General features: G+C 64.7%; 27 protein-coding genes and 1 pseudogene. 18 read left to right on the top strand and 10 right to left on the bottom strand.

Going from position 1 to position 26000, the window contains the following annotated elements:
• Positions 1–3 precede the first annotated feature (3 nt).
• From IVA79_RS30595 to IVA79_RS30610, 4 genes are all read left to right on the top strand, one after another.
• A complete protein-coding gene (locus tag IVA79_RS30595) occupies positions 4–765 on the top strand; it encodes a hypothetical protein (protein ID WP_247560136.1) in 762 nt (253 codons plus the stop codon).
• A gap of 157 nt (positions 766–922) precedes the next feature.
• Positions 923–4336 carry a CHAT domain-containing protein gene (locus IVA79_RS30600; RefSeq protein ID WP_247560138.1) on the top strand — a complete coding sequence of 1138 codons (3414 nt, stop codon included), beginning with the start codon at positions 923–925 and terminating at the stop codon, positions 4334–4336.
• A gap of 25 nt (positions 4337–4361) precedes the next feature.
• Entirely contained in the window at positions 4362–4805 is a 444-nt protein-coding gene (locus tag IVA79_RS30605; RefSeq protein WP_247560141.1) for a hypothetical protein, read from the top strand.
• Positions 4806–5001: 196 nt separating this feature from the next.
• Complete coding sequence (locus IVA79_RS30610; RefSeq protein ID WP_247560143.1) at positions 5002–5766, top strand: hypothetical protein; 765 nt, start codon at positions 5002–5004, stop codon at positions 5764–5766.
• A gap of 25 nt (positions 5767–5791) precedes the next feature.
• Here IVA79_RS30610 and IVA79_RS30615 read toward each other — a convergent pair whose 3' ends face one another.
• The 3 genes from IVA79_RS30615 to IVA79_RS30625 all read right to left on the bottom strand — a co-directional run bounded on the left by IVA79_RS30615 (position 5792) and on the right by IVA79_RS30625 (position 8035).
• Complete coding sequence (locus IVA79_RS30615) at positions 5792–6370, bottom strand: amino acid synthesis family protein (RefSeq protein WP_247560145.1); 579 nt, start codon at positions 6368–6370, stop codon at positions 5792–5794.
• 8 nt (positions 6371–6378) lie between these two features.
• On the bottom strand, positions 6379–7242 hold the full coding sequence (locus IVA79_RS30620; RefSeq protein WP_247560147.1) for a fumarylacetoacetate hydrolase family protein: 864 nt from the start codon (positions 7240–7242) through the stop codon (positions 6379–6381).
• A gap of 91 nt (positions 7243–7333) precedes the next feature.
• Positions 7334–8035, bottom strand: coding sequence for an FCD domain-containing protein (locus IVA79_RS30625; protein WP_247560149.1), 702 nt, complete (start codon positions 8033–8035; stop codon positions 7334–7336).
• A 109-nt stretch (positions 8036–8144) separates the two neighbouring features.
• On the opposite strand from IVA79_RS30625, the gene IVA79_RS30630 reads away from it, so the two are divergent.
• The 7 genes from IVA79_RS30630 (at position 8145) to IVA79_RS30660 (ending at position 16772) form a co-directional block, all read left to right on the top strand.
• Positions 8145–9137, top strand: coding sequence for a zinc-dependent alcohol dehydrogenase family protein (locus tag IVA79_RS30630; RefSeq protein WP_247560151.1), 993 nt, complete (start codon positions 8145–8147; stop codon positions 9135–9137).
• A gap of 16 nt (positions 9138–9153) precedes the next feature.
• Positions 9154–10059 (top strand): VOC family protein, encoded by a 906-nt coding sequence (locus tag IVA79_RS30635; RefSeq protein ID WP_247560153.1) that lies wholly within the window; start codon positions 9154–9156, stop codon positions 10057–10059.
• Between the two features lie 74 nt (positions 10060–10133).
• Positions 10134–11123: a tripartite tricarboxylate transporter substrate binding protein gene (locus IVA79_RS30640; RefSeq protein ID WP_247560155.1), complete on the top strand. Its 990-nt coding sequence runs from the start codon at positions 10134–10136 to the stop codon at positions 11121–11123.
• 128 nt (positions 11124–11251) lie between these two features.
• Positions 11252–11614 (top strand): hypothetical protein, encoded by a 363-nt coding sequence (locus tag IVA79_RS30645; RefSeq protein WP_247560157.1) that lies wholly within the window; start codon positions 11252–11254, stop codon positions 11612–11614.
• 101 nt (positions 11615–11715) lie between these two features.
• Positions 11716–12108, top strand: coding sequence for a FixH family protein (locus IVA79_RS30650; protein ID WP_247560159.1), 393 nt, complete (start codon positions 11716–11718; stop codon positions 12106–12108).
• A gap of 78 nt (positions 12109–12186) precedes the next feature.
• Complete coding sequence (locus IVA79_RS30655; protein ID WP_247560161.1) at positions 12187–13599, top strand: efflux RND transporter periplasmic adaptor subunit; 1413 nt, start codon at positions 12187–12189, stop codon at positions 13597–13599.
• The gene (locus tag IVA79_RS30660) at positions 13596–16772 is read left to right on the top strand and encodes a CusA/CzcA family heavy metal efflux RND transporter (RefSeq protein WP_247560163.1); all 3177 of its coding nucleotides are present in this window, start codon (positions 13596–13598) and stop codon (positions 16770–16772) included. The genes IVA79_RS30655 and IVA79_RS30660 overlap by 4 nt, the downstream gene beginning before the upstream one ends.
• Before the next feature lie 81 nt (positions 16773–16853).
• On the opposite strand, the gene arsC is transcribed toward IVA79_RS30660, so the two are convergent.
• From arsC to IVA79_RS30675, 3 genes are read right to left on the bottom strand one after another with little or no spacing between them, the layout of a single operon-like run.
• Positions 16854–17255 (bottom strand): arsenate reductase (glutaredoxin), encoded by a 402-nt coding sequence (gene arsC, locus IVA79_RS30665; RefSeq protein WP_247560165.1) that lies wholly within the window; start codon positions 17253–17255, stop codon positions 16854–16856.
• Positions 17252–17953 (bottom strand): MIP/aquaporin family protein, encoded by a 702-nt coding sequence (locus tag IVA79_RS30670; protein WP_247560167.1) that lies wholly within the window; start codon positions 17951–17953, stop codon positions 17252–17254. The genes arsC and IVA79_RS30670 overlap by 4 nt, the downstream gene beginning before the upstream one ends.
• Positions 17953–18312, bottom strand: coding sequence for a metalloregulator ArsR/SmtB family transcription factor (locus IVA79_RS30675; RefSeq protein WP_247560170.1), 360 nt, complete (start codon positions 18310–18312; stop codon positions 17953–17955). Before IVA79_RS30675 ends, IVA79_RS30670 begins: the two co-directional genes overlap by 1 nt.
• Before the next feature lie 116 nt (positions 18313–18428).
• Here IVA79_RS30675 and IVA79_RS30680 point away from each other — a divergent pair, with 116 nt between their 5' ends.
• Positions 18429–18746 carry a metalloregulator ArsR/SmtB family transcription factor gene (locus tag IVA79_RS30680; protein ID WP_247560172.1) on the top strand — a complete coding sequence of 106 codons (318 nt, stop codon included), beginning with the start codon at positions 18429–18431 and terminating at the stop codon, positions 18744–18746.
• A gap of 47 nt (positions 18747–18793) precedes the next feature.
• Positions 18794–20158, top strand: coding sequence for an NAD(P)-binding domain-containing protein (locus IVA79_RS30685; RefSeq protein ID WP_247560174.1), 1365 nt, complete (start codon positions 18794–18796; stop codon positions 20156–20158).
• A 66-nt stretch (positions 20159–20224) separates the two neighbouring features.
• Here the strand turns inward: IVA79_RS30685 and IVA79_RS30690 are convergent, their stop codons facing one another.
• Positions 20225–20632, bottom strand: a complete 408-nt coding sequence (locus IVA79_RS30690) for a GFA family protein (protein ID WP_247560177.1) — start codon at positions 20630–20632, stop codon at positions 20225–20227.
• A gap of 118 nt (positions 20633–20750) precedes the next feature.
• A complete protein-coding gene (locus tag IVA79_RS30695; protein ID WP_247560179.1) occupies positions 20751–20894 on the bottom strand; it encodes a hypothetical protein in 144 nt (47 codons plus the stop codon).
• Between the two features lie 42 nt (positions 20895–20936).
• Between IVA79_RS30695 and IVA79_RS37060 the strand changes: the two are divergent.
• From IVA79_RS37060 to IVA79_RS30705, 3 genes and pseudogenes are all read left to right on the top strand, one after another.
• Positions 20937–21092: pseudogene (locus tag IVA79_RS37060) on the top strand (TRAP transporter large permease subunit); the annotation flags it as partial.
• Positions 21093–21414: 322 nt separating this feature from the next.
• On the top strand, positions 21415–21639 hold the full coding sequence (locus IVA79_RS30700; protein WP_247560265.1) for a hypothetical protein: 225 nt from the start codon (positions 21415–21417) through the stop codon (positions 21637–21639).
• A 39-nt stretch (positions 21640–21678) separates the two neighbouring features.
• Positions 21679–22566, top strand: coding sequence for a DUF1259 domain-containing protein (locus IVA79_RS30705; RefSeq protein WP_247560181.1), 888 nt, complete (start codon positions 21679–21681; stop codon positions 22564–22566).
• Between the two features lie 248 nt (positions 22567–22814).
• On the opposite strand, the gene IVA79_RS30710 is transcribed toward IVA79_RS30705, so the two are convergent.
• The gene (locus IVA79_RS30710) at positions 22815–23468 is read right to left on the bottom strand and encodes a hydrolase (protein ID WP_247560183.1); all 654 of its coding nucleotides are present in this window, start codon (positions 23466–23468) and stop codon (positions 22815–22817) included.
• Between the two features lie 128 nt (positions 23469–23596).
• Here IVA79_RS30710 and IVA79_RS30715 point away from each other — a divergent pair, with 128 nt between their 5' ends.
• Both IVA79_RS30715 and IVA79_RS30720 read left to right on the top strand, forming a co-directional pair.
• Positions 23597–24478: a LysR family transcriptional regulator gene (locus IVA79_RS30715; protein ID WP_247560186.1), complete on the top strand. Its 882-nt coding sequence runs from the start codon at positions 23597–23599 to the stop codon at positions 24476–24478.
• Positions 24479–24561: 83 nt separating this feature from the next.
• A complete protein-coding gene (locus IVA79_RS30720) occupies positions 24562–25389 on the top strand; it encodes a hypothetical protein (RefSeq protein WP_247560188.1) in 828 nt (275 codons plus the stop codon).
• Positions 25390–25483: 94 nt separating this feature from the next.
• Here the strand turns inward: IVA79_RS30720 and IVA79_RS30725 are convergent, their stop codons facing one another.
• Complete coding sequence (locus IVA79_RS30725; RefSeq protein ID WP_247560190.1) at positions 25484–25885, bottom strand: nuclear transport factor 2 family protein; 402 nt, start codon at positions 25883–25885, stop codon at positions 25484–25486.
• Positions 25886–26000 lie beyond the last annotated feature (115 nt).

Raw genomic sequence — 26000 nt, forward strand, 5'->3', positions numbered from 1 at the left:
GCAATGCCGGACACCATCCGCCAGATCCGGCCCGTCATATCGGCCGTCCTGCTCGCACTGTTCGCTGCCACGCTCGGTGCGTGCAGCGGCGGTGATTTCGGCCGTACCCGCGCCGACATGCGCAGCGACGACATGCATCGCTGGCTGGGCGCGGAGGTCACCTCCAGCGTCGGCCTGAAGCCCTCGCAATTCCAGCTCACCGACGAAGAGCGCCAGCTGCGCGACCTCGCCTATCCCATGATCGAGCCGCCGCTGTCGCGGCCCGCATGGAAGAGCGTGTTCGGCGACTACAAGCCGCTGCCCTCGCCCTGGCGTCAGAAGATCGTGTTCGACCGCACCATGTACGGGCGCACGCTGATTGACGAACCGCACCGCTCGCATTCCTCGCGCTATGCGCAGTTGATCGAGGACGTGCGCAACGACATCACCCGCTTCGAGCCGTTCTTCGCCAGCGCGATCCGCGTCATCGATCTCGACAGGAAGCGCGATGCCAGCATGGCGCGCGTCTCTGCGCTTTCACCGAAGGAGAGGGACGATGCGGTCGCGCGCATGCAGGAGAACTCGCTGATCGTGCAGTGGGTGCAGCAGTGCCTGGCGCAGCGCGTCTCGTCCTACCGCTGGGCGCTGGAGCGGCTGGTGATCCAGGCCCCCGACGGCATGGCCGCCGACGCCGACCGCCTGATCGGCGAGCTCGCCGCCCAGACCGCCAACCCGCCGGTCCAGGCGCAACCGCCCTACGGCCGCGCGGTCGTCTCGAAGGGCTGAGCGGGCGGTCCCCGCCGCTCGTCGAGCCGGGCATCGCGCAGCCGTCCCAATCCTGTTGAGGTCTTCGGGAACTCCATTGAATGCCCTTGTCCTTCCGGGCCGGCGGGATAGGATTGTCTCGTTTCTTCAAAGTCATTTTACCCGAAGGTCCTTCGAGATGAGCTTAGACGCCACGCGTCCGTTCAAGAGCCGTCTGGACATTACTCCCCGCCATTTGCTGGCATGTGCCATTCTGCTCGGATCCACCGGCTCCGCAGCCGCGCTGACCAAGGAGGCAGCGCTCGAGAATTGCCGAATGACGGTCGGCCGGCCGATCGTGCAGGCGTGCATGCGCGCCGGCGGAGGGCCCGCCGGCGGTGCCAATCTCGAAGCTTGCCGCGCCAAGGCCTCGCCTCAGGTCAAGGCCTGTGTGATGGCGGCGCTGAATGCCGCCAATGGCCGCACCAATGTCGCAGTCGAAATGCCGAAAGAGGCGGCACCCAAGCTCGAGGCAGGCGCCGCGCTTCCGAAGGACTTCGTTGCGCCGCCGCGCAGCATCGCCGACATCACGGCGATCCTCGACGGCGACAAGCCCGACGAGAAGACGATCGCGGAATTGAAGTCGGACGCCGATGCCGCGCCGACCGGGAAGGAGTCCCGCCAGGATCTCGCACAGTTCTATTTCGATCGCGCTAATGCGCGCGCGCAACTCGGCCGGCTCGCCGAAGCGGTGACTGATGCCGACAAGGCCGTGGAAGTCGGCCGCGGCGCCGTCGGCCCGCATTTGCTGGGGCGGATGTTGCAGCTTCAGTCCCTGCAGCACGCTCTCGCCGGCGACCCGAAGCGCTCGCTCGAGATCATGCAAAGGCTGTTGCGCGAATCCGCCAGCATGCCAGGCGCCAAGGGGTTGCAGTTCAGTACGAATCGCGGGATCGCCGCCACCCTCATCCAGATGGGCGACGTCGCACAGGCCGAAGCCTATCTCCGTCGGAGCCAAACCGCGATCCAGGAGGCCCGCACCAGCGGCCATCCCAATTGGCGGGCGGCCTATGCGAAGTTCGGCCAGAGCTGGGAAGGCGAGCTGGAGCTCGCGCGTGCCTTGATCTTCGAGGCGCGTGGACAGTTCGCCGACGCCGAGGCCGCCTATCGCAACGCCGAGCTGCGCAAGCGCGCAAGCACCAAGGCGATCATGGAATCGGACAATCCGCCGGCGGAAACCATTCTGCTGCAGGCGATCGACGGCACCGTGTTGAACCAGGCGCGCATGAAGGCGAAGCAGGGCAGGCTCGCCGAAGCCGAGATCGACGCGCGACGCGCGCTGCTCTCGCGCCTGAAGGATACCGGCAAGTACAACTCCGTCACGCCGCGCTTCGTGATGGGGCTGGCGGGCATTCTGGTCGACCAGGGTCGTTACGAAGAGGCCGAGAAGCTCGGCCGCGTCGCCCTCGAGATCAACAAGACCGTCGGTGTGCCGGAGGATTCCCAGGCGACGGTGCAACTGCTGTCGCAGCTCGCCGGCATCCTGACGCTGCGCCGTCAGAACGCCGAAGCGAGCGAGATGTTTTCCCGGATCGACAAGGCCGTCGCCCGCTGGGAGCCGCAGCGCCGCCAGGTGTTCGAGCTCAATCCGTCCCGCATCATGTCGCTCTATGGCGCCGGTCAGTTGGATGCCGGCATTGCCGCCGCCGAGCAACTGGTGAAGAAGCAGATCGCCCGGGTCGGAGAAAATCATTTCGACGCCGCCTCGGCGCGCGGCACGCTGGCGGTCGGATTGATGCGCGCCCGGCGCGATGCCGAGGCGATCCGCGAGTTCAAGGCTGCCATTCCGGTCATGATGGCGAGCGCCAACGAAAACGCCGATGACGAGAACACCACCGTGGTGGCCGCGCGCAGCCAGCGGCTGCAAACCATCGTCGAGAGCTATCTGCTGCTACTCGGGAGGGAAGGCGCCGGCAAGGACATCGGCGAAGAGACGTTCAGCCTCGCCGATGCCGTCCGCGGCCGCTCCGTGCAGCAGGCGCTGGCGGCCTCGAGTGCGCGGGCGGCGGCAAAGGATCCGGCGCTCGCTGAGCTCGTCCGAAAGGAGCAGGACCTGACCAAGCAGGTCAACGCTCAGCTCGGCACCCTCAACAACGTGCTGGCGCTTCCGTCCACCGAGCGGGACGAGAAAGGCGTTGCACAGATTCAGGCCTCGATCGCCGCCTTGCGCGGCCAGCGCGACAAGGCGCGTCAGGAGATCAAGCAGAAGTTTCCGATCTACGCCGATCTCGTCTCGCCCAAGCCGCCGAGCGTCGCGGAGATCCGCGCGACGCTCGCCAACGACGAAGCCATGCTGTCGTTCTATTTCGGCCAGAACGGCAGCTTCGTCTGGGCCGTGCCGAAGTCGGGGCCGGTGGCGTTTGCCGCTGTCCAGGCCAAGATCGGCGACATCGAGAGCAAGATCCGCAAGCTGCGCGAAGCGCTCGAGCCGCAGGCTGCGATGATCTCGGACATTCCACCCTTCGACCTCAAGCTCGGCCATGAGCTCTACGAGCTGCTGCTCAAGCCGGTCGAGAGCGGCTGGAAGCCGGCCAAGAACCTGATCGTCGTAACCAACGGCGCGCTGGGGCTGCTGCCGCTGTCCTTGTTGCCGACGGCGCCAGCGGAGGTGGCCGTAGACGAGGATCCGCTCTTTATCGGTTACCGGAACGTGCCGTGGCTGGCGCGAACCCATGCGGTGTCGACGGTGCCGTCGGCGGCTGCACTGCGGACCCTGCGGCAATTGCCGCCTGGCAAGTCCGGCCGCGGCGACCTCATCGCCTTCGGCGATCCCTATTTCAACAGCGACCAGCAGACCGAGGCGGAAGGCGGCGGGCAGAAGATTCAGGTCGCCGACGCCAGCGGCAACATCACGCGCGGTGGGCCGCTGAAGCGGCGCAACAGTCCGAAGCTCGACGGCGTCGACAGCGCCGAGCTCGGTCTGTTGCCCCGGCTTCCCGACACGGCCGACGAGTTGAAATCGATCGCGCTGGCGTTGCAGGCGGATCCCGCGAAGGTGTTGTTTCTCGGCAAGAGCGCGACGGAGAGCGCGGTGAAGACCATGAACCTCTCCGGCTTCAAGATCCTAGCCTTTGCCACCCACGGTCTGGTTCCGGGTGAGCTGAATGGACTGACGCAACCGGCACTCGCCTTGTCGTCGCCGGTGGTGACGGGCGAGGGCGGCGACGGGCTCCTGACCATGGAGGAGATCCTCGGCCTCAAGCTGGACGCGGACTGGGTCGTCCTGTCGGCCTGTAACACCGGTGCCGGCGCAGGCGCAGGGGCCGAGGCGGCATCCGGGCTCGGCCGTGCGTTCTTCTACGCCGGCACGCGCGCCCTGCTGGTGACGAACTGGTCGGTGCATTCACAGTCGGCGCGGCAGTTGGTGACAGACTTGTTCAAGCGGCAGGCCGACGATCCGAAGCTATCGCGCAGCGAGGCGCTGCGGCAGGCGACGATGGCCCTCGTCGATGGTCCCGGCTATCTCAACAGCGAGGGCAAGACCGAGTTTGCCTATGCGCATCCGCTGTTCTGGGCGCCTTACACCATCATCGGCGATGGCGGCTTGCGTTGACGAACCGGGGAGGGGTGCACGGAAAATGAAGCGGAATGTCTTGCTGGGCCTCGTGGCTGCGGGTTTGTTATTCTCCGGATCATCGCGCGCCACGCCATTGATCACGGAGGAGGAAGCCAGGCTGCCGCCGCCGAAAGGCGCGGTTGCCGTCGAACAGCGCGGCATCATGCGCGGCCCGAAAGTCGAGTTCATCTCGCCGGGCGACTCGGCGAGCTCACCCTTGCCGCTGGTCTTGAAATTCCAGTCCTATGGCGGGGCAAAGATCGATCCGGAATCGGTCAAGATGATCTTCCTCCGGACGCCGAATGTCGATCTGACCCCGCGCGTCAAGCCGTTCGTGAAGGCCGATGGCATCAACATGCAGGATGCGGAGCTGCCGCCCGGAGAATACGCAGTGCGTGTCGATATCAAGGACAGTGATGGCCGTTCGGGCACGACCGTCTTCACGCTGAAGGTCGCGCCCAAGTGACGTGTCCCTACTGCAAAGCAGGGACCGCGGAAGGAGCGCTTGTCTGCGCGTCATGCGGGCGCGACATCGCCGCTCCCGCGACGCTGATTGCGGAGCGTGATGATCTCCTGCGCAAGCGCGAGGAGCTGCGCGACGAGCTGAAACGGGCCAGAGACGAGGCCGAGGCCTTCATGAGGCGGAGGCATTCGCGTTAGCGATGGAATGTCCGTTCTGTGCCGAGACGATCAAGGACGAAGCCATTGCGTGCAAGCACTGCTCGCGCGACCTGCGCGCGGTGCGGCCAACCTTGCTCGAGATCGAGGAGATCGTCGCCGATCTGGACAGGCTCAGGCGTGATCTCGACCGGGTCAATGTCCGGCTCGAACGGTACAAGAATCCGCTGCGCTATTTCGCGACGCATGCGGTTCTCTACGTCGCGATACCGTCCCTTCTCCTGGTGATCGCGCACGTGCTCGTGACCATCACCTTCAACGTCTCTCCGATCCCGCTTCGGATTGCGTCCATCGCCATACCGCTGCTGTTCGGATTCGTGGCCTACCCGCTGCACCGGGTTTCGGCCTTGGCGGCCTTGGTGTTGGCGTTCTTGGCGGCGGCCATCAGCGTCCTGTCGATGCTGACGGTCACGGGAATTCACGATCACGTCCCGATCCTGCCGCAAGCCTGGATCGAATGGCGGGAAGTGTTCGAATACGGCGCCAGCATCCTGCTCGCCTTCGTCTCCGGAAATATCCTGAGCGTCGTGATCTTCCAGGTGCTGCCGCGCGTGCTGACACAGGGCGGCAAGCCGAATGCGTTCGCCTTCCGCGTGGCGCGCCTGCTGGGACAGCATGTCGGCGAGGAACAGCTGCGCCGCCGCGCCCGCTTGATCCAGGACCTCATGCAGACCGTTGGGCCCCTCGCCGGCGTCGCCGCGACCGCCGTCGGCTCGATCTACGCGGGATTGAAGGGCTTGCTTGGATAGAAGGTCGTCAATGGCGGCGTGCGCGTCAGCGCTGCCCGTCATGCACGGAGATCTCGGACGCCTTCAGGCCGCCGATGCGCGCGTGGGGGCGGCCGCCGGTTGCCATCACGAGGCCGAAGGCGATCTCGTCGCGGCGCGGCGCATCCCACAGCGTCATCTCAGCCGTGCCGAAATGGCTGCGGACATAGGCGGCATGGATATGGCCGAGCGGCACCATCAGGCGCGTGCCGGGACCGCCGATGGTCTTCGCGGCCGGGACGATCGCCTTAGGTTGTCCCAGCACCTCGCGCATGCCGTGGCCCCCCGCTTCGTGCCAGACGGCGCCATGCTCGAGCTCACCGTCCTCGCCGACGATGATGCCCTTGCCATAGGCCTCGATGCGCTCTGCGCCGCCGAGCTGCGCGATCAGCTGTGTTGCCAGCTCGCGCCCGAGCTCGCGTAAAGAGGCCTGAAACGGCATCAGATCGGCCTCGAATCGACCGGCGAAGGGATTGCGGATCACGGCAATGGCGGTGCCGACCAGCAGCGGCTTCTCCAGCCGTGGGCCGCGCTCGTGCCAGATGGTCTCGACGCCGAGCGCGGTCTTGCGAATATCGTAGGACATGCGGCGTCTTACGCCTCGTCCATGACGGGATTGCTGAGCACGCCGATGTTCTCGATCTCGACCTCGACCACATCGCCGGCTTTAAGGAAAACCGGCGGCTTGCGGGTGAAGCCGACGCCGGCCGGCGTGCCTGTCGCGATGACGTCGCCGGGGACCAGGTCGAAAATGGTCGAGCAATATTCGATCAGCCGCGGGATCGAGAAGATCAGCATCGAGGTGTCGGACGACTGCTCCACCTTGCCGTTGACGCGCGTCTGAAGCTTCAGCTTGGTGGGATCGTCGATCTCGTCCGGCGTGACCAGCCACGGTCCGAACGGGCCGGTGCCGACGAAGTTCTTGCCGGAGGCGATCTGCTGGGCATGGCGCTGCCAGTCGCGCACGCTGACGTCGTTGTAGATCGAGTAGCCCGCGATGTGGCTCCAGGCATCGGCCTGGCTGATGTGACGGCCGCCCTTGCCGATGACGACTGCGAGCTCACCCTCCCAGTCGAAATTGTCGGAGACTTTTGGCCGGATCACAGGCGCGTTGTGCGCAACTTGCGAGCGCCAGACCCGCAGGAAGATCGGCGGAAACTCCGTGATCTCGCGCTTCATGCCGAATGCGACCGCCTCATTGTGGTGGTCGAGATAGTTGCGCACGGCGCAGACGATCTTCTCGGGGCGCGGGATCACCGGCAGATATTTGACGTCGCTCAGCGCCAGCGTCGGCTTGTGCCCGGCGACGATCGTGTCGCGCTTGGCGTAGTCATCGCTGCCGAGAAAGTCCGCAAGCGTCGGGTATTGGGGCAGGGCGCGGCCGAGATCGACGACGGTGTTTTCGACAACGGCCCCCCAGCTTTCCCGATTTCCATCCAAGAACGACAGCAGCTTCATGGTTTCGCCCCGAGGGTTCCGATTTTCGATAGGTCCTATTATTTTCGAAAATTGTCCGCGACGCAAGCCCGCTGCGTGAAAATGCCGGTGCCTATTCGGTGTCGAGCAGGTGGGTTGCGTATTTTGCGACGTTGTCGGCGGTCGAGCGGATATGGCTCTCGATCAGCTGTGTGGCGAGATCGGCATTGCGCGAGATCGCGGCCTGCATGATCGCCTGGTGCTCGCCGGCCTTGTCGCGCGGGCGCGGCCGGAAATTGGCCGACAAATGCCGGTAGCGCTCGGCGCGGTCGAACAGCTCGGCGCGAATGGCGAGCAGCGTGGCCGAGCCGCAGGCGGAGACCAGCGCCTGGTGGAATTGGCGATGCGCGATCTTCCATTCGGGATCGCGCAAGGGATGTTCGGGATCACGCTGCTCGATCCGCTTCAACCTGTGCAGTGTCGAGATCACGGCGATTTCCCAATCGTCGTCGCCCCTTTGAATCGAGCGGCGGATCAATTCCACCTCGATCAGCACGCGCGCGTCGGTGACCTCCACCAGATCCTGGCGACTGACCGGCGCGACGCGAAATCCGCGCTGCTCCTGCGCGTCGACCAGGCCTTCGGCGGCGAGCGCCGTTAGTGCCTCGCGCAGCGTCGTGAAGCTCGCGCCGAACCGCTCGCGCAGCACGTCGAAGCGCAAAGGCTCGCCCGGCGGAAGCGCGCAAGCGATGATCTCCTCGCGCAGCCGATGGGTGATGTCGGCGGCGATGGTCTTGCCGAATTCCTTGCGGGGGCGAATGGCGCTCTCGGGCATGGGATCTGTCGTTGAATCGATGGCCCAAGATGCCGCGCCCACGACCATCTTGCAATAATTTTCGTAAACGGTATGATTTTCGAAAATATGGTCCGGGGAGCTTGAAGACATGAGGGCGGTGCTGGTGCGTCAGCCGGGTGGGCCGGATGCACTCGAATTGGTCGAGCTTCCGGTGCCTGTGCCCGGACCCGGCCAGGTGCAAATCCGGGCCGAGGCGTTCGGGGTCGGTCAGCCCGACGCGCTGATCCGGCGCGGTGTCTACAAATGGATGCCGCCGCTGCCGGCCAACCCCGGCAACGACATTGCCGGCCGCATCTCTGCACTCGGGCCCGGCGTCGAGGGTTTTGCGATCGGCCAGAAGGTGCTGCTCAGCGCCCGCGATTTGTCGCAGCGCGGCGGCTGCTATGCCGACTACGTGGTCGCGCCCGCGGATGCCGTTCACGCGCTGCCCGACAATGTCGACCTGCAAGCCGCCGTGTGCCTGTCGAACTACCAGGTCGCCTACGCCCTGCTGCATGAGTGCCGTCATCCGCGCGCACCGGGGAGGGTACTGGTGATCGGCGCCGCCGGCGGCGTCGGCACCGCGCTGGTGCAACTGGCAAAGCTCGCGCAAATGACCGTCATCGGCACGGTCTCGACGGAGGAGAAAGCCGCGTTCGCGAAGGCGAACGGTGCCGATCACATCATCTTCTACCGGAGCGAGGATGTGGTGGCGCGCACCCGCGAACTGACCAACGGCGAGGGCGTCGGCCTCGTGCTCGATCACGTCTGCGGGCCGGAATTTACCGGCTATCTCGGCGCACTCGGCAAATGGGGCACGCTGCTGTCGTACAACGCGTTCGCCGGATTGCCCGAAGAGAATTTGATGGCGGCGATGCGCAACCATCTCGACATCTGCCCTTCCGTGCGCTGCTTCTCCTTCCACATCTACGACCATGATCGCGACGGCCGCCGTGGCCTGATGCGCAGCGTGATCGAGGCGCTCGGTCGCAACGCGATCAAGCCGGCGATCTCGGCGGTCTTGAGGCTCGACGAGGTCAGGAAAGCGCATACGCTGCTGGAGCAGGGCTCCGCGCTCGGCAAGATCATCATGATTCCATGAGGGGGTGGACCGCACGATGAGCACACAAGCACCCATTGCCCGCTTCACCCGACTGCGGCACGCGACATTCGCCTCGCCCGATCCGGAGCGGCTGCTCGACTATTACCGCGGCATGATCGGTCTTGGCCTCGTTGCCCGCGATGGAAACCGCATCTTCCTCGCCAGCGATTCCGAGCAGCTCTCACTCGTGATCGAGCCGGGCGACGCCGCGCTGAACAGCATCGCCTTCGAGATATCGCCTGATGTCCAGATCGAAGCACTGGGCGCCGCACTGAAGCAGGCGGATTTGCGGCCCGAGCTTTGCAGCGATTCCCTGCCGGGCGTGCCCAGGCTGCTGTCCTTTATCGATCCTGAAGGGACGCGCTTCGAGCTGATCCAGGGCTGGACGCCGACGCCTGCGCAGGAGCGGATCGGCGGGCTCGCCGTCAGCAAGCTCGGCCATGTCGCGCTGCGTACGCCCGATCCGCGCGCGACATCGGAGTTTTATGCGAACATCATGGGCCTGCGGGTCTCCGACTGGATCGAGGACCGCTTCGTCTTCATGCGCAGCGGCTTCGAGCATCACACGCTCAACTTCGCGCGCGCGCCGGTGCGCAGTCTGCATCACCTCGCCTTCGAGCTGCGCGGTCCCGACCACATACATCGGGCCTGCGACCATCTCGCGCGGCACAAGCTCCCGGTGCTCTGGGGCCCGGTGCGTCACGGGCCCGGTCACAACACCGCGATCTACCACCGCAACCCCGATGGCCATTTGGTTGAGCTGTTTTGTGATCTCGACCGGATGGCGGACGAGGAGCTCGGCTATTTCGAGCCGCGCCCCTGGCATCGCGATCGTCCGCAACGGCCGAAGGTCTGGGTCGGGCTGCCGCGCGACGTGTGGGGCATGCCGCCATCGCCTGAATGCACGGAGTTCGCGCGGTAGCGAATTCAATTCGATTTGAATGACGCCGCACGCGCTGCGGCCAAAGAGATAACAATCAAAGGGAGGATGCATCCATGCTTGGGATGAAGCGGCTTGCTGCGGCCATTTTTCTGCTTGGTGTTTTTCTTGGCTTTTGTCTCGCAACCGGGCCGGCGTCGGCGGACAATTATCCGTCGCGCCCGATCCGCCTGCTGCACGGCTTTGCCGCCGGCGGGGCGGCCGACACGCTGTCGCGCATCATCGCCGACGGGCTGTCGAAGAGGCTCGGGCAGCCGGTCATCGTCGAGGCCAAGCCGGGCGCCGGCGGCAACATCGCGGCGGACGCGATCGCCAAGGCGGCGCCCGACGGTTACACGCTCGGCCTCGTCACCGGCGCGCACGCGATTTCCGCGGCGACCTACAAGAGCCTCGCCTACCAGCCGGCCGACAGCTTCGAGATGATCTCGACGCTGGTGTACTACGCGCTGGTCATTGCGGTGCGTAACGACTATCCCGCCAAATCGCTGGGCGAGCTCATTGCGATGGCCAAGGCAAAGCCCGGCTCACTCAGCTTCGGATCGGTCGGTTTCGGCAGCACCCATCACCTCGCGGGAGAATTGCTCAACGCCACCGCAGGCGTCGAAATCGTGCACGTGCCGTATCGCGGCGATTCTCAATCCACCACTGCGCTGCTCGGTGGCGACGTTCCCGTCATCGTCGGCACCCCCGTTTTGCTGGCCCCACAAATCCAGAGTGGCGCGATCCGGGGGCTGGCGGTGACGTCGCCGACGCGCACCGCGTTGCTCCCCGATGTCCCGACGGTTCAGGAAGCCGGCCTCAAGGGCTACGACGTGCGCACCTGGGCAGGCCTGCTCGCCCCCAAGGGAACGCCGCCCGCCATCATCGCCGCGCTCAATGCAGCGACTCTGGACGCCCTCAGGGACCCCGAGCTCAAGCAGCGTCTGGAGACGGCCGTCGGCGGCGAGGTCCGCGGCAGCTCGCCGGGGGAGATGAAGATGCTGATCGAGACCGAGATCGCCAAATGGACCGGCGTGGTCGAGCGGGCGAAGATCCCGAAAATCTGAGCCGGGCAGACGGGGACGGTGCCGGCCAGCACCCCGGTCACGAATGCTTGATCCGGATCAACAAGCGCCGCTGGCGCTGGAATATGTTACTAAGGAGGCGTCCCGGGCCGAAAGGTAAGTCGATATAGATGCGGTTCGTCCGTACCATCCTGGCATTTGCAATCGCCATATCCCTGGCGATGCTGCCCGTTGGCGCGTCCGCATCCGGCCTTGCAATGTCGTCGGATGACATGCAGGCGACCATGCCAATGGGCAGCGATGCCGAGATGGCGATGGACGATTGTTGCCCCGACATGAAGGGACCGGCCAACACGGGCGGCTACAAGTGCGGGATGGGCTTTTGCTGCGTCGGCGGCACCATTGCGCTCGATGACATCAGGCCCGTCGCCTTCGGGCATTTCGCCGTAGCGGCGAGCAAGATCGCGATCCCTGAGGATCAGGTCGTGTCCGTCCGCGGCGGCAGTCCTCCCTTCCGGCCTCCTCGAATCTGATCTCGCTGAGCCCCGCGACGCGCGCAGCACGCCTGTGCGCGACGACGCCTGACGTGCGCGCTTCATGCGCCACGGCGAGATCAATTCATGAGGACAGGACAATGCTTTCCAAATTCAGCACCGCGGCGCTCGCCGCCACCCTTTCGCTTGCCGCTTCCGCGGCGATGGCGGGCGCCGCCGACTACGCCTTCGAGCCCGTCGCTGCGCAAATGAAGAAGGGCGACGATGTCACGCTCTCGGTGCGCCTGACCAACAAGCAGACCGGCAAGCCGGTGGCGGACGCCGTCATCTTCAAGACTCGCGTCGACATGGCCCCGGACGGCATGGCCGAGATGGAATCGGCGGTCGCGCCGCTGCCGTCGAAGGAACCGGGCGTCTACGCCTTCAAGACGGACCTGCCGATGGCCGGTCGTTACCAGGTCACGCTGTCGGCCAAGGTGCAGGGCGAGGCGGAGACCGTCACCGGCAAGGTGATCGTCACGGCGACCAAGTGAGCGTGCGGACGCCGCCCGCGGCGTCCGGACTTCCTTTCCTATTCACATGGACGCGCGCTCGCCGCGCGAAGACACACCATGAAGACGCTGCGTCTCCTGACGATTCTCGCTCTCGGCGGTGGCCTCGCCTTGGGCGTGTACTGGTTCTCGAACGGCGGGCGCTGGTCCGTTCATGCGGAGGTGACCCCGGCTGCGGCACCAGCGAACCGAGCTCCGCTCTACTATCGCGATCCCAGCGGCGCGCCGCTCTGGTCCGCCGCTCCGAAGAAGGATGACCGCGGCCGGGACTATCTGCCGGTCTACGACGATGATCAGGCGGCACCGAAGCCGGCGCAAGCGGCGTCATCGCGAAAGATCCTCCACTACCGCAATCCCATGGGCCTGCCCGACACCTCGCCGGTGCCGAAGAAGGATCCGATGGGGATGAACTATATCCCCGTCTACGAAGGCGACGAGGTCGACGACGGTACGGTGAAGCTGTCGCCGGGCAAGATCCAGCGCACCGGCGTGAAATCCGAACCGGTCGAACGTCGCGCGATCCGCGTCGCGGTCAAGGCCCCCGGCACCATCCAGCTCGACGAGCGTCGCGTCTCGGTGATCGCAATGCGCGCCGAGAGCTTTGTCCAGAAAGTCGCCGACGTCACCACCGGCACGCGGGTGAAGGCGGGCCAGCCCTTGATGGAGATCTACAGTTCGGCAGTCGCCTCCGCCGCGGCGGAATATCTCGCGACGATCACGTCCAAGACGGTGGGCGGCGTCGAGATGTACGGCCGCGGCTCGCGGCAACGGCTGGTCAATCTCGACGTCCCCGAGCCTGTGATCGCCGAGATGGAGAAGACGCGCGTCGCGCCCGTCACCGTGCATTGGTCGGCGCCGCGCGACGGTATCGTGCTCGAACGCAACGCAATCGAAGGCATGCGCGCCAATCCCGGCGACGTGTTGTTCCGGATTGCCGACACCTCGCTGGTCTGGGCGCTGGTCGACGTCGCCGAGCGCGATCTCGGCAATGTCGCGGTGGGGCAATCCGTGGCGGTGCGCGCGCGCAGCTTTCCCGGCCGTATCTTCAGCGGCAAGATCGCGGTCGTCTATCCGCAGGTGAACCGCGAGACCCGGACGGTTCGCGTCCGGATCGAGCTCGCCAATCCCGATGCAGCGCTGCTGCCGGATATGTATGTCGATGCCGATATCAACACGGCTGATAGCACGCCGGTCCTGGCGATCCAGGATAGCTCGGTGCTCGACACCGGCGCGCGCCAGGCCGTCCTTGTCGACAAGGGCGAGGGGCGCTTCGAGCCACGCGAGGTGAAGCTCGGCCGGCGCGGCGGCGGCTACATCGAGGTGCGGGACGGACTTGCGGACGGTGAGGCGGTGGTCACATCCGCCAACTTCCTGATCGATGCGGAAAGTAATCTCAAGGCCGCGCTCAAAGGTTTTGCCGAGGCCGCGCCTCAGGCGTCCAAACCTGGCCCTGCGACGGGAGACCGCAAATGATCGCCCGCATCATCGCCTGGTCGGCGCGCAACCTGCTGCTCGTGTTGTTCGGCACCGGCTTTGCCGCCGCCGCCGGCCTCTATGCGCTGCTCCATCTTCCGCTGGACGCGATCCCCGACCTCTCGGACACGCAGGTCATCGTCTATACCGAATATCCCGGCCAGGCGCCGCAGGTGATCGAGGACCAGGTCACCTATCCCCTGACGACGGCGATGCTGACCGTGCCGAAATCGAAGGTCGTGCGCGGCTTCTCGTTCTTCGGCGTGTCGTTCGTCTACGTGATCTTCGAGGACGGCACCGACATCTACTGGGCGCGCTCGCGCGTCCTGGAGTTTTTGAACGGCGCTGCGTCGCGGCTTCCCGCCGGCGTCAGCCCGACCATCGGTCCCGATGCGACCGGCGTCGGCTGGGTCTATCAGTACGCTGTCCTGTCAAAGGAACTGAACCTTGCGGATACCCGCACGATCCAGGACTGGAATTTGAAGTTTGCGCTGGCCAAGGCCGAAGGCGTCGCCGAGGTCGCCAGCATCGGCGGCTTCGTCAAGCAGTACAATGTGGTGCTCGATCCCCAGCGGATGCGCGATCGCGGCATCAGCATGCAGAAGGTCCGCGACGCGATCCGCGCCAGCAACGCCGATGTCGGCGGGCGCACCGTCGAGCTCGCCGAGTTCGAATACGTCATCCGCGGCAAGGGCTACATCAAGGGCATCAACGATCTCGGCAACATCGTGCTGAAGACGAGCAATGGCACGCCGGTGCTGCTCCGCCACGTCGCCAGTGTCGAGCTCGGACCGGACGAGCGCAGGGGCATTGCCGAGCTGAACGGCGAAGGTGAGGTCGCCAGCGGCATCGTGCTGCAGCGCTTCGGCGTCAATGCCCTCGACGTCATCGAGAACGTCAAAAGGCGCTTCAAGGAGATCGCGAGCAGCCTGCCGAAGTCGGTCGAGATCGTCCCGGTCTATGACCGCTCCAATCTGATCTACGCGGCCATCGACACGCTCAAGCATACGCTGTTCGAGGAGAGCGTCGTGGTTGCGCTGGTCTGCATCGTGTTCCTGCTGCACGTCCGCAGCGCGCTGGTCGCGATCCTGATGCTGCCGGTCGGCGTGCTGATGGCGTTCGGTGCCATGAAGCTGCTTGGCCTCGGCTCGAACATCATGAGCTTAGGCGGCATCGCGATTGCGATCGGCGCCATGGTGGATGCCGCGATCGTCATGATCGAGAACGCCCACAAGCATCTCGAACGCGCCAAGCCCGAGCAGTCCCGCGTCCAGATCCTGATCGATGCCGCATCCGAAGTCGGGCCTGCGCTGTTCTTCAGCCTGCTGGTCATCACCGTATCGTTCATGCCGATCTTCACGCTGGAGTCGCAGGAGGGGCGGCTGTTCAGCCCGCTCGCGTTCACCAAGACGTTCGCGATGGCGGCTGCGGCCCTCTTGTCCGTCACCCTGGTGCCGGCGCTGATGGTGATCTTCGTCCGCGGCCGGATCGTGCCGGAGGGCAGGAATGCCATCAATCGTTTTCTGATCTGGATCTACCGGCCGGTGATCAAGGGCGTGCTGCGCGCCAAGGCGCTGGTGATCCTGGCCTCGCTCGTCGTGCTCGCCGTCACGATCTGGCCGGCGCAGCAGCTCGGAACCGAGTTCATGCCGGCGCTGAACGAGGGCACGCTGCTCTACATGCCGACAACGCTGCCCGGCATCTCCGTCACCAAGGCAGCCGAACTGATGCAGACGCAGGACCGCATCATCAAGTCGTTCCCGGAGGTCGCGTCCGTCTACGGCAAGGCGGGGCGGGCGGCGACCGCGACCGATCCGGCCCCGACCGAGATGTTCGAGACGGTGGTCAATCTGAAGCCGAAGGAGCAATGGAGGCCCGGCGTCACTGTCGACAGCCTCATTGCGGAGATGGACAAGGCGCTGCAGTTTCCCGGCGTCTCCAATGCCTGGACCATGCCGATCAAGGCGCGGATCGACATGCTATCCACCGGCATCCGTACGCCTGTCGGCGTCAAGGTCATGGGCACCGATCTCGTCGAGATCGACCGGCTGGCAAAGCAAATCGAACGGGTGATCAAGACGGTCCCGGGAACGTCGTCGGCTTACGCCGAGCGTGGCATCGGCGGCTACTATCTCGAGATCGTCCCGGACCGCGAGGCGCTCGCCCGCTACGGCATTTTGATCCAGGACGTGCAAGACACCATCGCGGCCGCGCTCGGCGGCCAGACCGTAACCACGACGGTGGAGGGACGGCAGCGCTTCACAGTGAACATGCGCTATCCGCGTGATCTGCGCGACAATCCCAAGGCGATCGCCAGCGACATCCTGGTGCCGATGCCGGCGGGCGGCGCCGTGCCGCTCGGCGAGGTCGCCAAGGTCGAGCCGGCGCGTGGGCCGACGTCGATCCGCACCGAGAACGGTCAGCTCGCGACCTATATCTATGTCGACATCCGCGATCGCGACATCGGCAGCTACGTCGCTGACGCGCAACGCGCCGTGACGGAGAGCATCCAGTTTCCCGCCGGCACCTATGTGGTCTGGAGCGGCCAGTACGAATATCTCCAGCGCGCGGCAGCGCGCCTCAAGATCGTGATCCCCGTGACGCTGACGATCATCTTCCTGCTGCTGTACCTGAATTTCAGGGCAATGACCGAGACCCTCATCGTGATGCTGTCGCTGCCGTTTGCGCTGGTCGGCGGCATCTGGATGATGTGGTGGTTCGGCTTCAATCTCTCCGTCGCGGTCGCCGTCGGCTTCATCGCGCTTGCAGGCGTCGCCGCCGAGACCGGCGTCGTAATGCTGATCTATCTCGAATACGCGCTGGTGGAGATGAAGGCGAAGCGCAACACCGAGGGCCGGGGCTTCACCCGGGCCGATCTCCATGACGCCATCATGGTGGGCGCCGTCGAGCGCGTCCGGCCGAAGATGATGACCGTGGTCGCCATCATGGCGGGCCTGCTGCCGATCATGTGGAGCACCGGAACGGGGTCGGAGATCATGCAGCGCATCGCCCTGCCGATGATCGGCGGGATGATCTCATCGACGCTGCTGACGCTGATTGTGATCCCCGCGATCTTCGGCCTGGTGAAGGGGCGGGGGCTGCCGGGTGGCGAGCAACCGGCGCTCGCCGACGAGCCCGCGTGCGCCATGCAAGCCTCGCAAGCGGCAGAATAGGATCGGCGAGGCGCGTACCCGTTCGTTGCGATTGCGCGCCGGGCCTGCAGGATTGGTCCGCGACTGCGCGCCGCCGTAAACCTAGCGCGCTTCCACCACTTCGCCGTCCTCCTTCACGAAGCGGCCGACGGGATTGTCCAGCAGGTCGATGACGGCCTCCGAAGGGCGGCACAGCCGCGTGCCCTTCGGCGTCACCACGATCGGACGGTTGATCAGAATGGGATGGGCCAGCATCTGGTCGATCAGCTCGTCGTCGGACCATCTGGGATCGTCGAGGCCGAGTTCCTTGTACGGCGTGCCCTTCTCGCGCAGCAGCGCGCGCACGGAAATGCCCATCGCCTTGACGAGCTCGATCAGCTTCTCCCGCGAGGGCGGCGTCTTCAGATATTCGATGACGACGGGTTCAGTGCCGCTCTGCCGGATCATCGCCAGCGTGTTGCGCGAGGTGCCGCAGTCGGGGTTGTGATAGATGGTGATGGTCATCGAGGTATCTCCGCAATTGGAACAGGGCCGCGTGCCTGCGAGGCGCCGAGCAGCCAGTTCATCAGCAGCATACCGGCGAACGCGCCGCAGAGCTCTGCAAGGATGAATCCGGGCAGGTCAACGGGGCGAATGCCGGCGAACGTGTTGGTCAGCGACCTTGCGATGGCGACTGCCGGATTGGCAAACGACGTGGAAGCCGTGAACCAATAGGCCGCCGTGATGTAAAGCCCGACCAGCCAGGGCACTGCCGTGCGCTGAAAGCGGATGCCGGCCAGGATCGTCGCGACCAACCCGAACGCAGCGACGGCTTCGGCGAACCATTGCGGCCCTCCCGTGCGAACCTTCGTCGAGAGGTCGAGCAGGGGCAGTCCGAACATCAGATGCGCGGCTATTGTTCCTGCGATGCCGCCGGCGATCTGCGCGATCACGTAGAGCGCAGCCTCGTTCACCGGCAATTCGCGCTTGCCGGTGAAGACGAGGGTGACGGCCGGATTGAAGTGCGCGCCGGAGATCGGACCGAGCACCGTGATCAGGACAACCAGAATGGCCCCGGTCGGCAAGGTGTTGCACAGCAGTGCAAGCGCTACATCCTTGGTCAGGGTCTCCGCCATGATGCCGGACCCCACCACGGTGGCGACGAGAATGCCCGTGCCGAGCGCCTCGGCCGCGAGGCGCCGCGAAAGGTCGAAGGCCTCCATCAGCGCACCCGCTCCTTTCGCTTCGGTGAGCAGCAGGATTGCAGGGTCTCGACGACGGGCTCGCAAACTTCGGGGCGTCCGCCGCAGCAATCGCGCAGCAGGAAAACCGCGATGTCGCGGAATTCGCCGAGATTGGCGCGGTAGACGATCGAGCGGCTGTGCCGCTCCGAGGAGACGAGGCGCGCGCGGCTGAGGATCGCCAGATGCGCCGAAAGCGTGTTCTGGGGGACTTCCAGCAGGCGGGCGAGATCGCCTGCCGCAAGGCCGTCAGGCTCGTGCCGGACCAGCGTCCGGAAGGCTTCCAGACGGGTCGATTGGGACAGCGCCGCGAGCGCCAGAACGGCTTCTTCGGTTTCCATATATCCAGACTTATGGAATTATTGAGATGGCGTCAATCTGAAGTCCATGGCTTTATATTTCGAATATTCTGGAAATACCGTTGACAGCCTGCTTGATGTGGAGCATCGTCCCCAGCATGAAGATCGATGACGCAGCAGCACGGCTGGAAGCTCTGGGCAACCGGACCCGGCTCCAGATCTATCGGGCCCTCGTTCGCGCCGGACACTCAGGCATGCCGGTCGGCCGCCTGCAGGAAAAGCTGAAGATCCCGGCCTCGACGCTGTCGCACCACATCAAGAGCCTGGTGTCGGTCGGGCTCGTCAGTCAGGTGCGTGAGTCCACCAGCCTGGTCTGTCATGCGAATTATGACACGATGCGAGGCCTGCTCGATTTCATGGCGGCAGAGTGTTGTGCCGACGAGGCCGAATGCAAGGGCGCGCAAACGGCGGCCTGATTTTTTTGCGGATTTATTCCATGATTCTAGAAAAATGGGAGAAGCCAATGAGCGGGAAGACGGTTGCGATCATCGGGGCAGGGCCGGTCGGCCTCGCGGCGGCCGCGCACGTGCTCGAACGCGGCATGTCGCCCATCGTGCTCGAGGCCGGAGGTGAGGCCGCCCATGCGGTCCGTCAGTGGCAGCACGTGCAGCTGTTCTCGCCGTGGGAATACAATGTCGACAAGGCGGCGGCGCGCCTGCTCGCCCTGACGGGATGGAATTCGCCGGACCCGCAACCCTATCCGAGCGGCGGCGAGCTGATCGAGCGCTATCTCGATCCGCTCGCGACGCGAACGCCGCTGCGCGAGGCGATCCGGACCTCGAGCCGTGTCACGGCGATCAGCCGCGCCGGCTTCGACAAGGCGAGGACGAAGGGCAGGGAGCCGGCGCCGTTCGAGATTCGCTATCAGAACGGCAAGGGCCCCGAAGTGCTGCGCGCCGACGCCGTGATCGACGCGTCAGGCACGTGGTTCTCGCCCAATCCCGCCGGCAGCAACGGCTTGCCGGCGATCGGCGAACGCGAGCGCGCGGACCGCATCGCCCATGGCATGCCGGACGTGCGGAGCACAGATCGCGCCAGATATGCCGGGAAGACCATTGCCGTGCTCGGTGCCGGCCATTCCGCCGTGGGCACGCTGATCGATCTCGTGCAACTCGCCGATGAAGTGCCCGGCACCAAGCCCGTCTGGCTCCTGCGTGGCACTGAACCCGCAAAGGCCTTTGGCGGCGGCCGTAACGACCAGCTTGCCGCACGCGGCGAGCTTGGCTCGACCTTCGCCGCGCTGGTCGCTGCCGGCAAGATCGCGGTCGAGACCGGATTCGGCGTCACGCATGTGTCGGACTCCGAAGGTCGCCTCAGGATTTCGGCCGGCGCCGGCTGCGGCGCGCGTAGCGTGATTGCGGATGAGTTGATCGTCGCGACCGGTTTTCGTCCGGACTTTTCATTCCTGTCCGAGCTGCGGCTTCGGCTCGACCCGGCCATCGAGGCGCCGGTCGCGCTGGCGCCGCTGATCGATCCCAACGAGCATAGCTGCGGCACGGTCCGTCCGCACGGCGCGCGCGAGCTCGCGCATGACGAGCCGGGCTTCTACGTCGCCGGCATGAAATCCTACGGCCGGGCGCCGACCTTTCTGATGATGACAGGCTACGAGCAGGTCCGCTCGATCGCCGCCGACATCGCCGGCGACAAGAAGGCCGCGGCGCGGGTCGAGCTGGTGTTGCCGGAGACCGGCGTCTGCACCCGCGGTGGCGTGGAAAAAGGGGCCGCAGCGGAATGTTGCGGCGGTCCGGCCAAGGAAGATGTCTCGGCGTGCTGCGCCGCCGACGAGGCGGCGAAGAGGGCGGGTGCCTCCGGCTGCGGCTGCACATGAGGCAGTTGCAATGCGCAAGCTGAGCGGCACTTCGGCGGCGATCGTTCCACCAGTCGGATATCGCCGCTACGGCTGCGGAGGAAAACGGTCGAACGTCGGCAGCTCGTGCGCGTGCGCCATCCAGCGCAGGCGCTCGGCGACCTGGATGTGCATCGTCGGCGGGATCGCATCGGGATCGTCGTAGGTCGCGCTCTGGACGTCGATGATCCCGGGCTGCATGCTGGCGTTGACATAGAACAGGCCGGTTCCGCAGTCGCCGCAAAAGTGCCGTTGCGCATGTTCCGAAGACCGGTACACCTTGGGCTCGCCCTTGGTCACCTTGACGGCGTCCTCCGCGTACATCGTCCAGCCGACAAGTGGAGCGCCGGCGTGAACTCTGCAATCGCGGCAGTGGCACAGCGCGTGCACGATCATTTCGCCTTCGATCTGATAACGGATTGCGCCGCAGTGACAGCCGCCGGTGATGGTGCTCATGCGTTCCTCCCGTTTGAAGGTCAGTTCGGTGGATCGATAGCTCCCGAGGCTTGCAGCATCAATGGTGCAATCGAGTTGCGATTGCGTCCTACTGTCGCTTGACAACTGCTGCCATCGCTCAAGCCGAGCGGCCGGCCGCAAGCTCGCGCGTGATCCACTCGGTGAAGGCGCGGATGGCGCGACGCTGCTGGCCTGCGCGGGGAAAGACCAGATGATGGCCGACATAGCGAATGTCGGTGGAACGTCTGGCAAGGGGCGCCACCAACCGCTTGGTCGCGAAACCTGCTCATCTTCTTCGTAATCATCGCCCCCGTTCGGCGTCGGCTATTACGCCGCCTGCGCCATCAGCCGCATCAGTCCCGACGAAGGCATCGGACCGATCGTCGGCTATATCGTGGCCTTGCTGATCGGCACGCTGGTGGTTGCTGCGATCCCCTGGATTTCGACCGGATTTCTGTGAGGCAGAAAGGTGAGAGCCCAGTCAAAGAGTGGCCGTCGATGTGGTTCCATCGAACGGTGACCCTTTCGTGATGCGCCTCGGGCAGGCGCCGGTTGACAGCTCTGCGGCCAGGGTTTTTCATTCGCGGTACCGGGGACCGTGCGATCTCCCCGTGAGGCGACACGCTCAAGCATCGCGTCCTGATCACCAAGGGCGCAGCATGTCTCCATACCCGATCTCATCCGAAAAATTGTTGGTTCATCGTGCGCGGCGGCCACGCCGAGGCGGCGCCGTGACACAGGCCGATCTCACCTGGGGCTGGGATCCCGCAAGGAGAACAATCATGCGTACAGGAATCTTTTACGCGGTCCTGTGTTTCGCGGCAGGGCTGTCGAGCGCATACGCTCTGACACCGGAGGAGCTCGTCGCCAAACTCCAGGCTGCCGGCTATTCGCAGGTTAGCGACATCAAGTCGACCGCCGAGGGGACGACCGCAAAGGCCGTGAAGAACGGCAAACAAGTGCGGCTCGTCGTCGACAGCGGCGGTCAGATCAAAGAGCAGAAATGAGGCGCCGGCGGGCGAAATCCAGCCTTGAGGAGCAGTTCAATGAGAAAGACGATTCCGGCTTTGATGGTCATCGGCGCCTGCTTCATCGCGACGGCTCAGGCGCAGAATGTCGATTGGCAGAAGATCGACGAAACGCTGGGCCGGAAGCCCAATGTTGCGGATGATGTTCATCGCTACGGCTTTCCCCGCACCGATCTCTCCGTGATTTTGGACGGGGTACCGATCAAGCCGGGGCTCGCGCTCGGCGGCTGGGTCGCGTTCAAACCTGCACATGGCGGCGCCATGGTCATGGGTGACCTCGTGCTGCTCGAGACCGAGGTCAATCCCGTCATGGCCAAGATGATCGCGAACGGTCTTGCGATCACGGCCGTGCACAATCATCTCCTGCGCGCGAGCCCGGCGACGTTCTACATGCACATCGCCGGCCACGGGGATCCCATCAAGCTGGCTTCGGCAATTCACGGTGCGCTCGCCGAAAGCAAGACCCCGCTGACGGGTGCGGCACCGGCCAACCCGGCGCCCGCCATCGACCTCGATACCGCGAAGCTCGACCAGATCATCGGCGTCAAAGGGCAGGGCAATGGCGGCATCTATCAGTTCAACGTGAAGCGGCGGGACCCGATCACGGAGGACGGCATGCCGCTGACCCCTGTCGGCGCGTTGGGCGTTGCGACCGCCATCAACTTCCAGCCAACCGGCGGAGGCAAGGCGGCCATCACCGGTGATTTCGTGCTGACCAGCGACGAGGTGAACCCGGTCATCGCCGCCCTGCGGACGCACGGGATCGAGGTAACCGCGCTGCACAGCCACATGCTGGATGAACAGCCGCGGCTCTTCTTCATGCACTTCTGGGCCAACGACGATGCCATCAAGCTCGCTGAAGGCTTGCGGGCGGCGTTGGACAAGACCGCCAGCACGAAAGGCTGAGACGTTGTACGCGACAAGCTGGAGTTTTGAGGCCAGACCATCGAATCGCCGCTGGAATCCTCAAAGGTTGGCGAAACTGGCCCGCGACGACTCGCGCAGATGGCGTCGAAGGTGCTGCAATCGAGTCCGCGGCCCGGCCCCGTGTTCCAGGCATGGACGACCCGCATAGGGAAGGGGGATGACGAGGCGCGACAAGCGGTCAGCTTTCGCCGCGCATCGCTCGTGGTTCTCGTCACCCCCCGGTTAGATCAGCGTGCGGCGCGCGGCACCGGCGTGTTGAGCAGTTGCTGCTCCCACAGGAAGGCGATGCCGCTTCCGGCGGAATGCTGCACGAGCAGCTGCGCAAGCTCGGCGGCATGCTCTGTCCGGGCCCAGTCGCGCTGCCACTCCGAAGCCACGGCCAGCCAGGTCACCATGTTCACGCCAGCCGCGATCATGCGCTGGATGGCGACCTCGTGGGCCTCGACCGACGTGCCGCCGGACGCATCGGTGACAACCGTCACGTCCCAACCTTCGCCGCGCGCCTGGATCGCCGGCATCGCAACGCAGACCTCGGTCCATAGGCCGGCGATGATGAGCTGCTTGCGGCCGGTGGCTTTGACAGCGTTGACCACCTTTTGATCTTGCCAGGTGTTGATGAAGGTCCGGTCGATCACCTCCTGACCGGGGAAGACATCCGTGATCTGGGGGAAGATGAGACCGCCGCGATCGGCGATCACGCTCGTCAGGATGGTGGGAACGCCGAAGGCCTTCGCGGCCTTCGCCAGCGCCGTCGAATTGTTGACCACCATGTGCGGATCGTGGCTGTTCAGATTCGCAAGCTGATAGGGCTGATGGTCGATCAGAACGAGCACCGAATCTTCGGGGCGAAGAAGCGAAGCAAGCCCGTTACGAAAGCTCATGAATATATCCTCTGTTGTGGGGGGACATGCGCCGACTGCGGCGCCGTGCCCAGACACTTGTCATTCCCCTTTGTGATACGATAGCGCCCTGTTCTGCCAAGCTGTGTCGCCAATTGAGGAACGCCGAGTTGGACATTGAAGACGTGACGACATTCGTCGAAGTTGCCGATGCCGGGGGCATTTCGGCCGCCGCGCGCCGGCTCGGGGTCTCGAAGTCGATTGTCAGCCGGCGGCTATTCCGGCTTGAGACGGAGCTGGGCGTCCAGCTTCTTGCAAGAACCACCCGTGGCGCCGCTCTCACAGAAGCCGGCATCACGTTTCGAAGCCATGCAGCCGTCGTCCGCGCCGAGATCGACACGGCCATGGAAATCATCCGGCCCGCGGGCGATCTTCGCGGCCGCCTGCGAATTGCCGTGCCGCTGACCTTCGGGCCGACCCATTTCGCGCCCATACTCGCAGAACTGGGGCGACGTCACCCGCAGCTTCACATCCACACCGCCTATAGCGATCGCTTCGTCGATATCATTGCCGAGGGATTCGATTGCGCCATTCGGGTTGGCTATCTTCCAGACTCCAACCTGATCGCGAGACGTGTCGGGCCGATCTACGGGAAACTTGTCGCGAGCCCGGACTACATCAAGGCGCACGGTGCCCCGGAGATGCTGGACGAGATCATCGCCCATGAAGCGCTGATGCAGGGCACTGAAACCTGGCAATTCATGGATGGCGACGACATCGTCACGGTTCATCCGCGCGGGCGCTTCAAGGCCGACAACGGCACAGCTCTCGCCGTCGCCGCGGCCGCAGGGCTCGGCGTCGCCTGGCTCCCCGATTGCGTGATCCGTGAATACCTGGCGTCGGGCGCGCTTGTTCCGGTCATGACACGCCATCCACCACCCTCGGCAGGTGCATACGTCGTTCGCCCGCCGGGCCAGCATCCCGCACGGAAGGTCCAGGCCCTCACTGAATTGTTGATCGAGCGTCTCGAAGAAAATCCGCCCCTTGCGTGAACCGCTCCTTGGCACACGGACACCAAATCACGAGAAGTCATCCGGGGCGGCCGGATCATGAACTCTCGCGGAGCGAGCCGTCGATGAGGACTGACGTGTCCGATACCCGGAAACTGACGCCCGCACTCTCGACGCCTGAGCGCAACCTGCTGAGGCGAGAAATAGATAAAGGACTGGCCGACATAGCGGCTGGCCGCGTCAGAGACCTCGGTGTTGACGCGCTCCTTGCCAAAGGAAGGGAGCTATTCCAGAAGCGCTCAAGCTCCAATGTAAGGCAATTCGGAGTTGATGGTCGAAAGACGCTCATCTTGCTGCTTCTCCTTTTCGCGATCCCCGCGGGCGACTGCTCCGCGCAGACACCGCCGCCGCCATTCGACGAACATGCGTTCGGGCGCGTGCGGCCGACGGTCGTGAAGAGATTGGCGACCCGCTTTTCGCTAGGCGCATTCGCTGGCCGCTTCGAGGAGACGTCGCTCGGCGCAGTCCGCCAAGCCGTGGGTGAAGGGACCATCCAACACCAGGGCGACGCTGGAGGTAGCATCTATTGGCTGTGTTATAAGCGCGCGCAGCATCGATTATGGGTGTCCAGCGGAGAGATAGGCGGCCCGGACCATCTCGTCACAGAGATCGTGGAAGAGCTCACCGAGAAAGACACCGAGACCTCGACCGATTGCGCCGTCATCCCGGAAAAGTTCGCGCCCCTCGTCTTCGACGGCAAGCTGCATTTGGGTATGTCGCGTTTGGAGGTAGTCAAGGCGCTGGGACCGCCGTCGAAATCGGAAGCTGCTCAGATGGTGTATTCTCACGAAGGAAAGCTCGCAAACGGTTTCGATGAGACCGCATGGTTCATTCTCCGATTTCGTGAGGAAAAGCTCGTGTCCATGCGCGGCGGCAAGACCACGACGAATTGAAGTCGCTGCTAGCAGCGTTCAAGCTTCACAGCGGGGGCTTCTTGCTAGTCTTTTTGCAGTCCGAGAACGGTGAGCCGTGACCAGACAGCGCTGACTACGCGTGTCCCTCACCCGTATTCTCGATAAAGCCGCCCTTTGGAGCCTTATGAGGCAAGTCCCATCCGAAGTAGACTTCCACCCGGACGATCTTGCCGCCGCGCACGGTGGTGACCTCACAGTTGCGAAACTTGTGGTCTCGGGCGGCTGCCTCATAGACGATAACTGCACGGTCTCCATCTTCGATCGCGAGCATCTCGTCAAACGAGGTAGTTTTCTCGCTGTTGGGCCAGCAGCGGCTCAGATAGGTTGCGCGATCCAGTTGATTGTCGATTGGACTGGAAAAGCGATAATCGTCTGATAGGAGTGCCTCGATCGCTGCCCGATCCTTGTCGACGTATGCCTTCAATCTGGCACGTGCCAGCTTGAGCGTGCTTTCGCGGCGCGACATCTCATTCATTCCTGTCTCCGAGGGTTAGCCTTGTGAGCGCCCGACTCGGGATAACGGCCGATGTCCGTTTTTGATCCGCATTCGAACCCTTCCGCAACGTCGGCTTCGGGGCAAAACCCGCCAT

Origin of the sequence: Bradyrhizobium sp. 138, assembly GCF_023074075.1 — a bacterium.
In the GTDB taxonomy this organism is placed as follows: domain Bacteria; phylum Pseudomonadota; class Alphaproteobacteria; order Rhizobiales; family Xanthobacteraceae; genus Bradyrhizobium.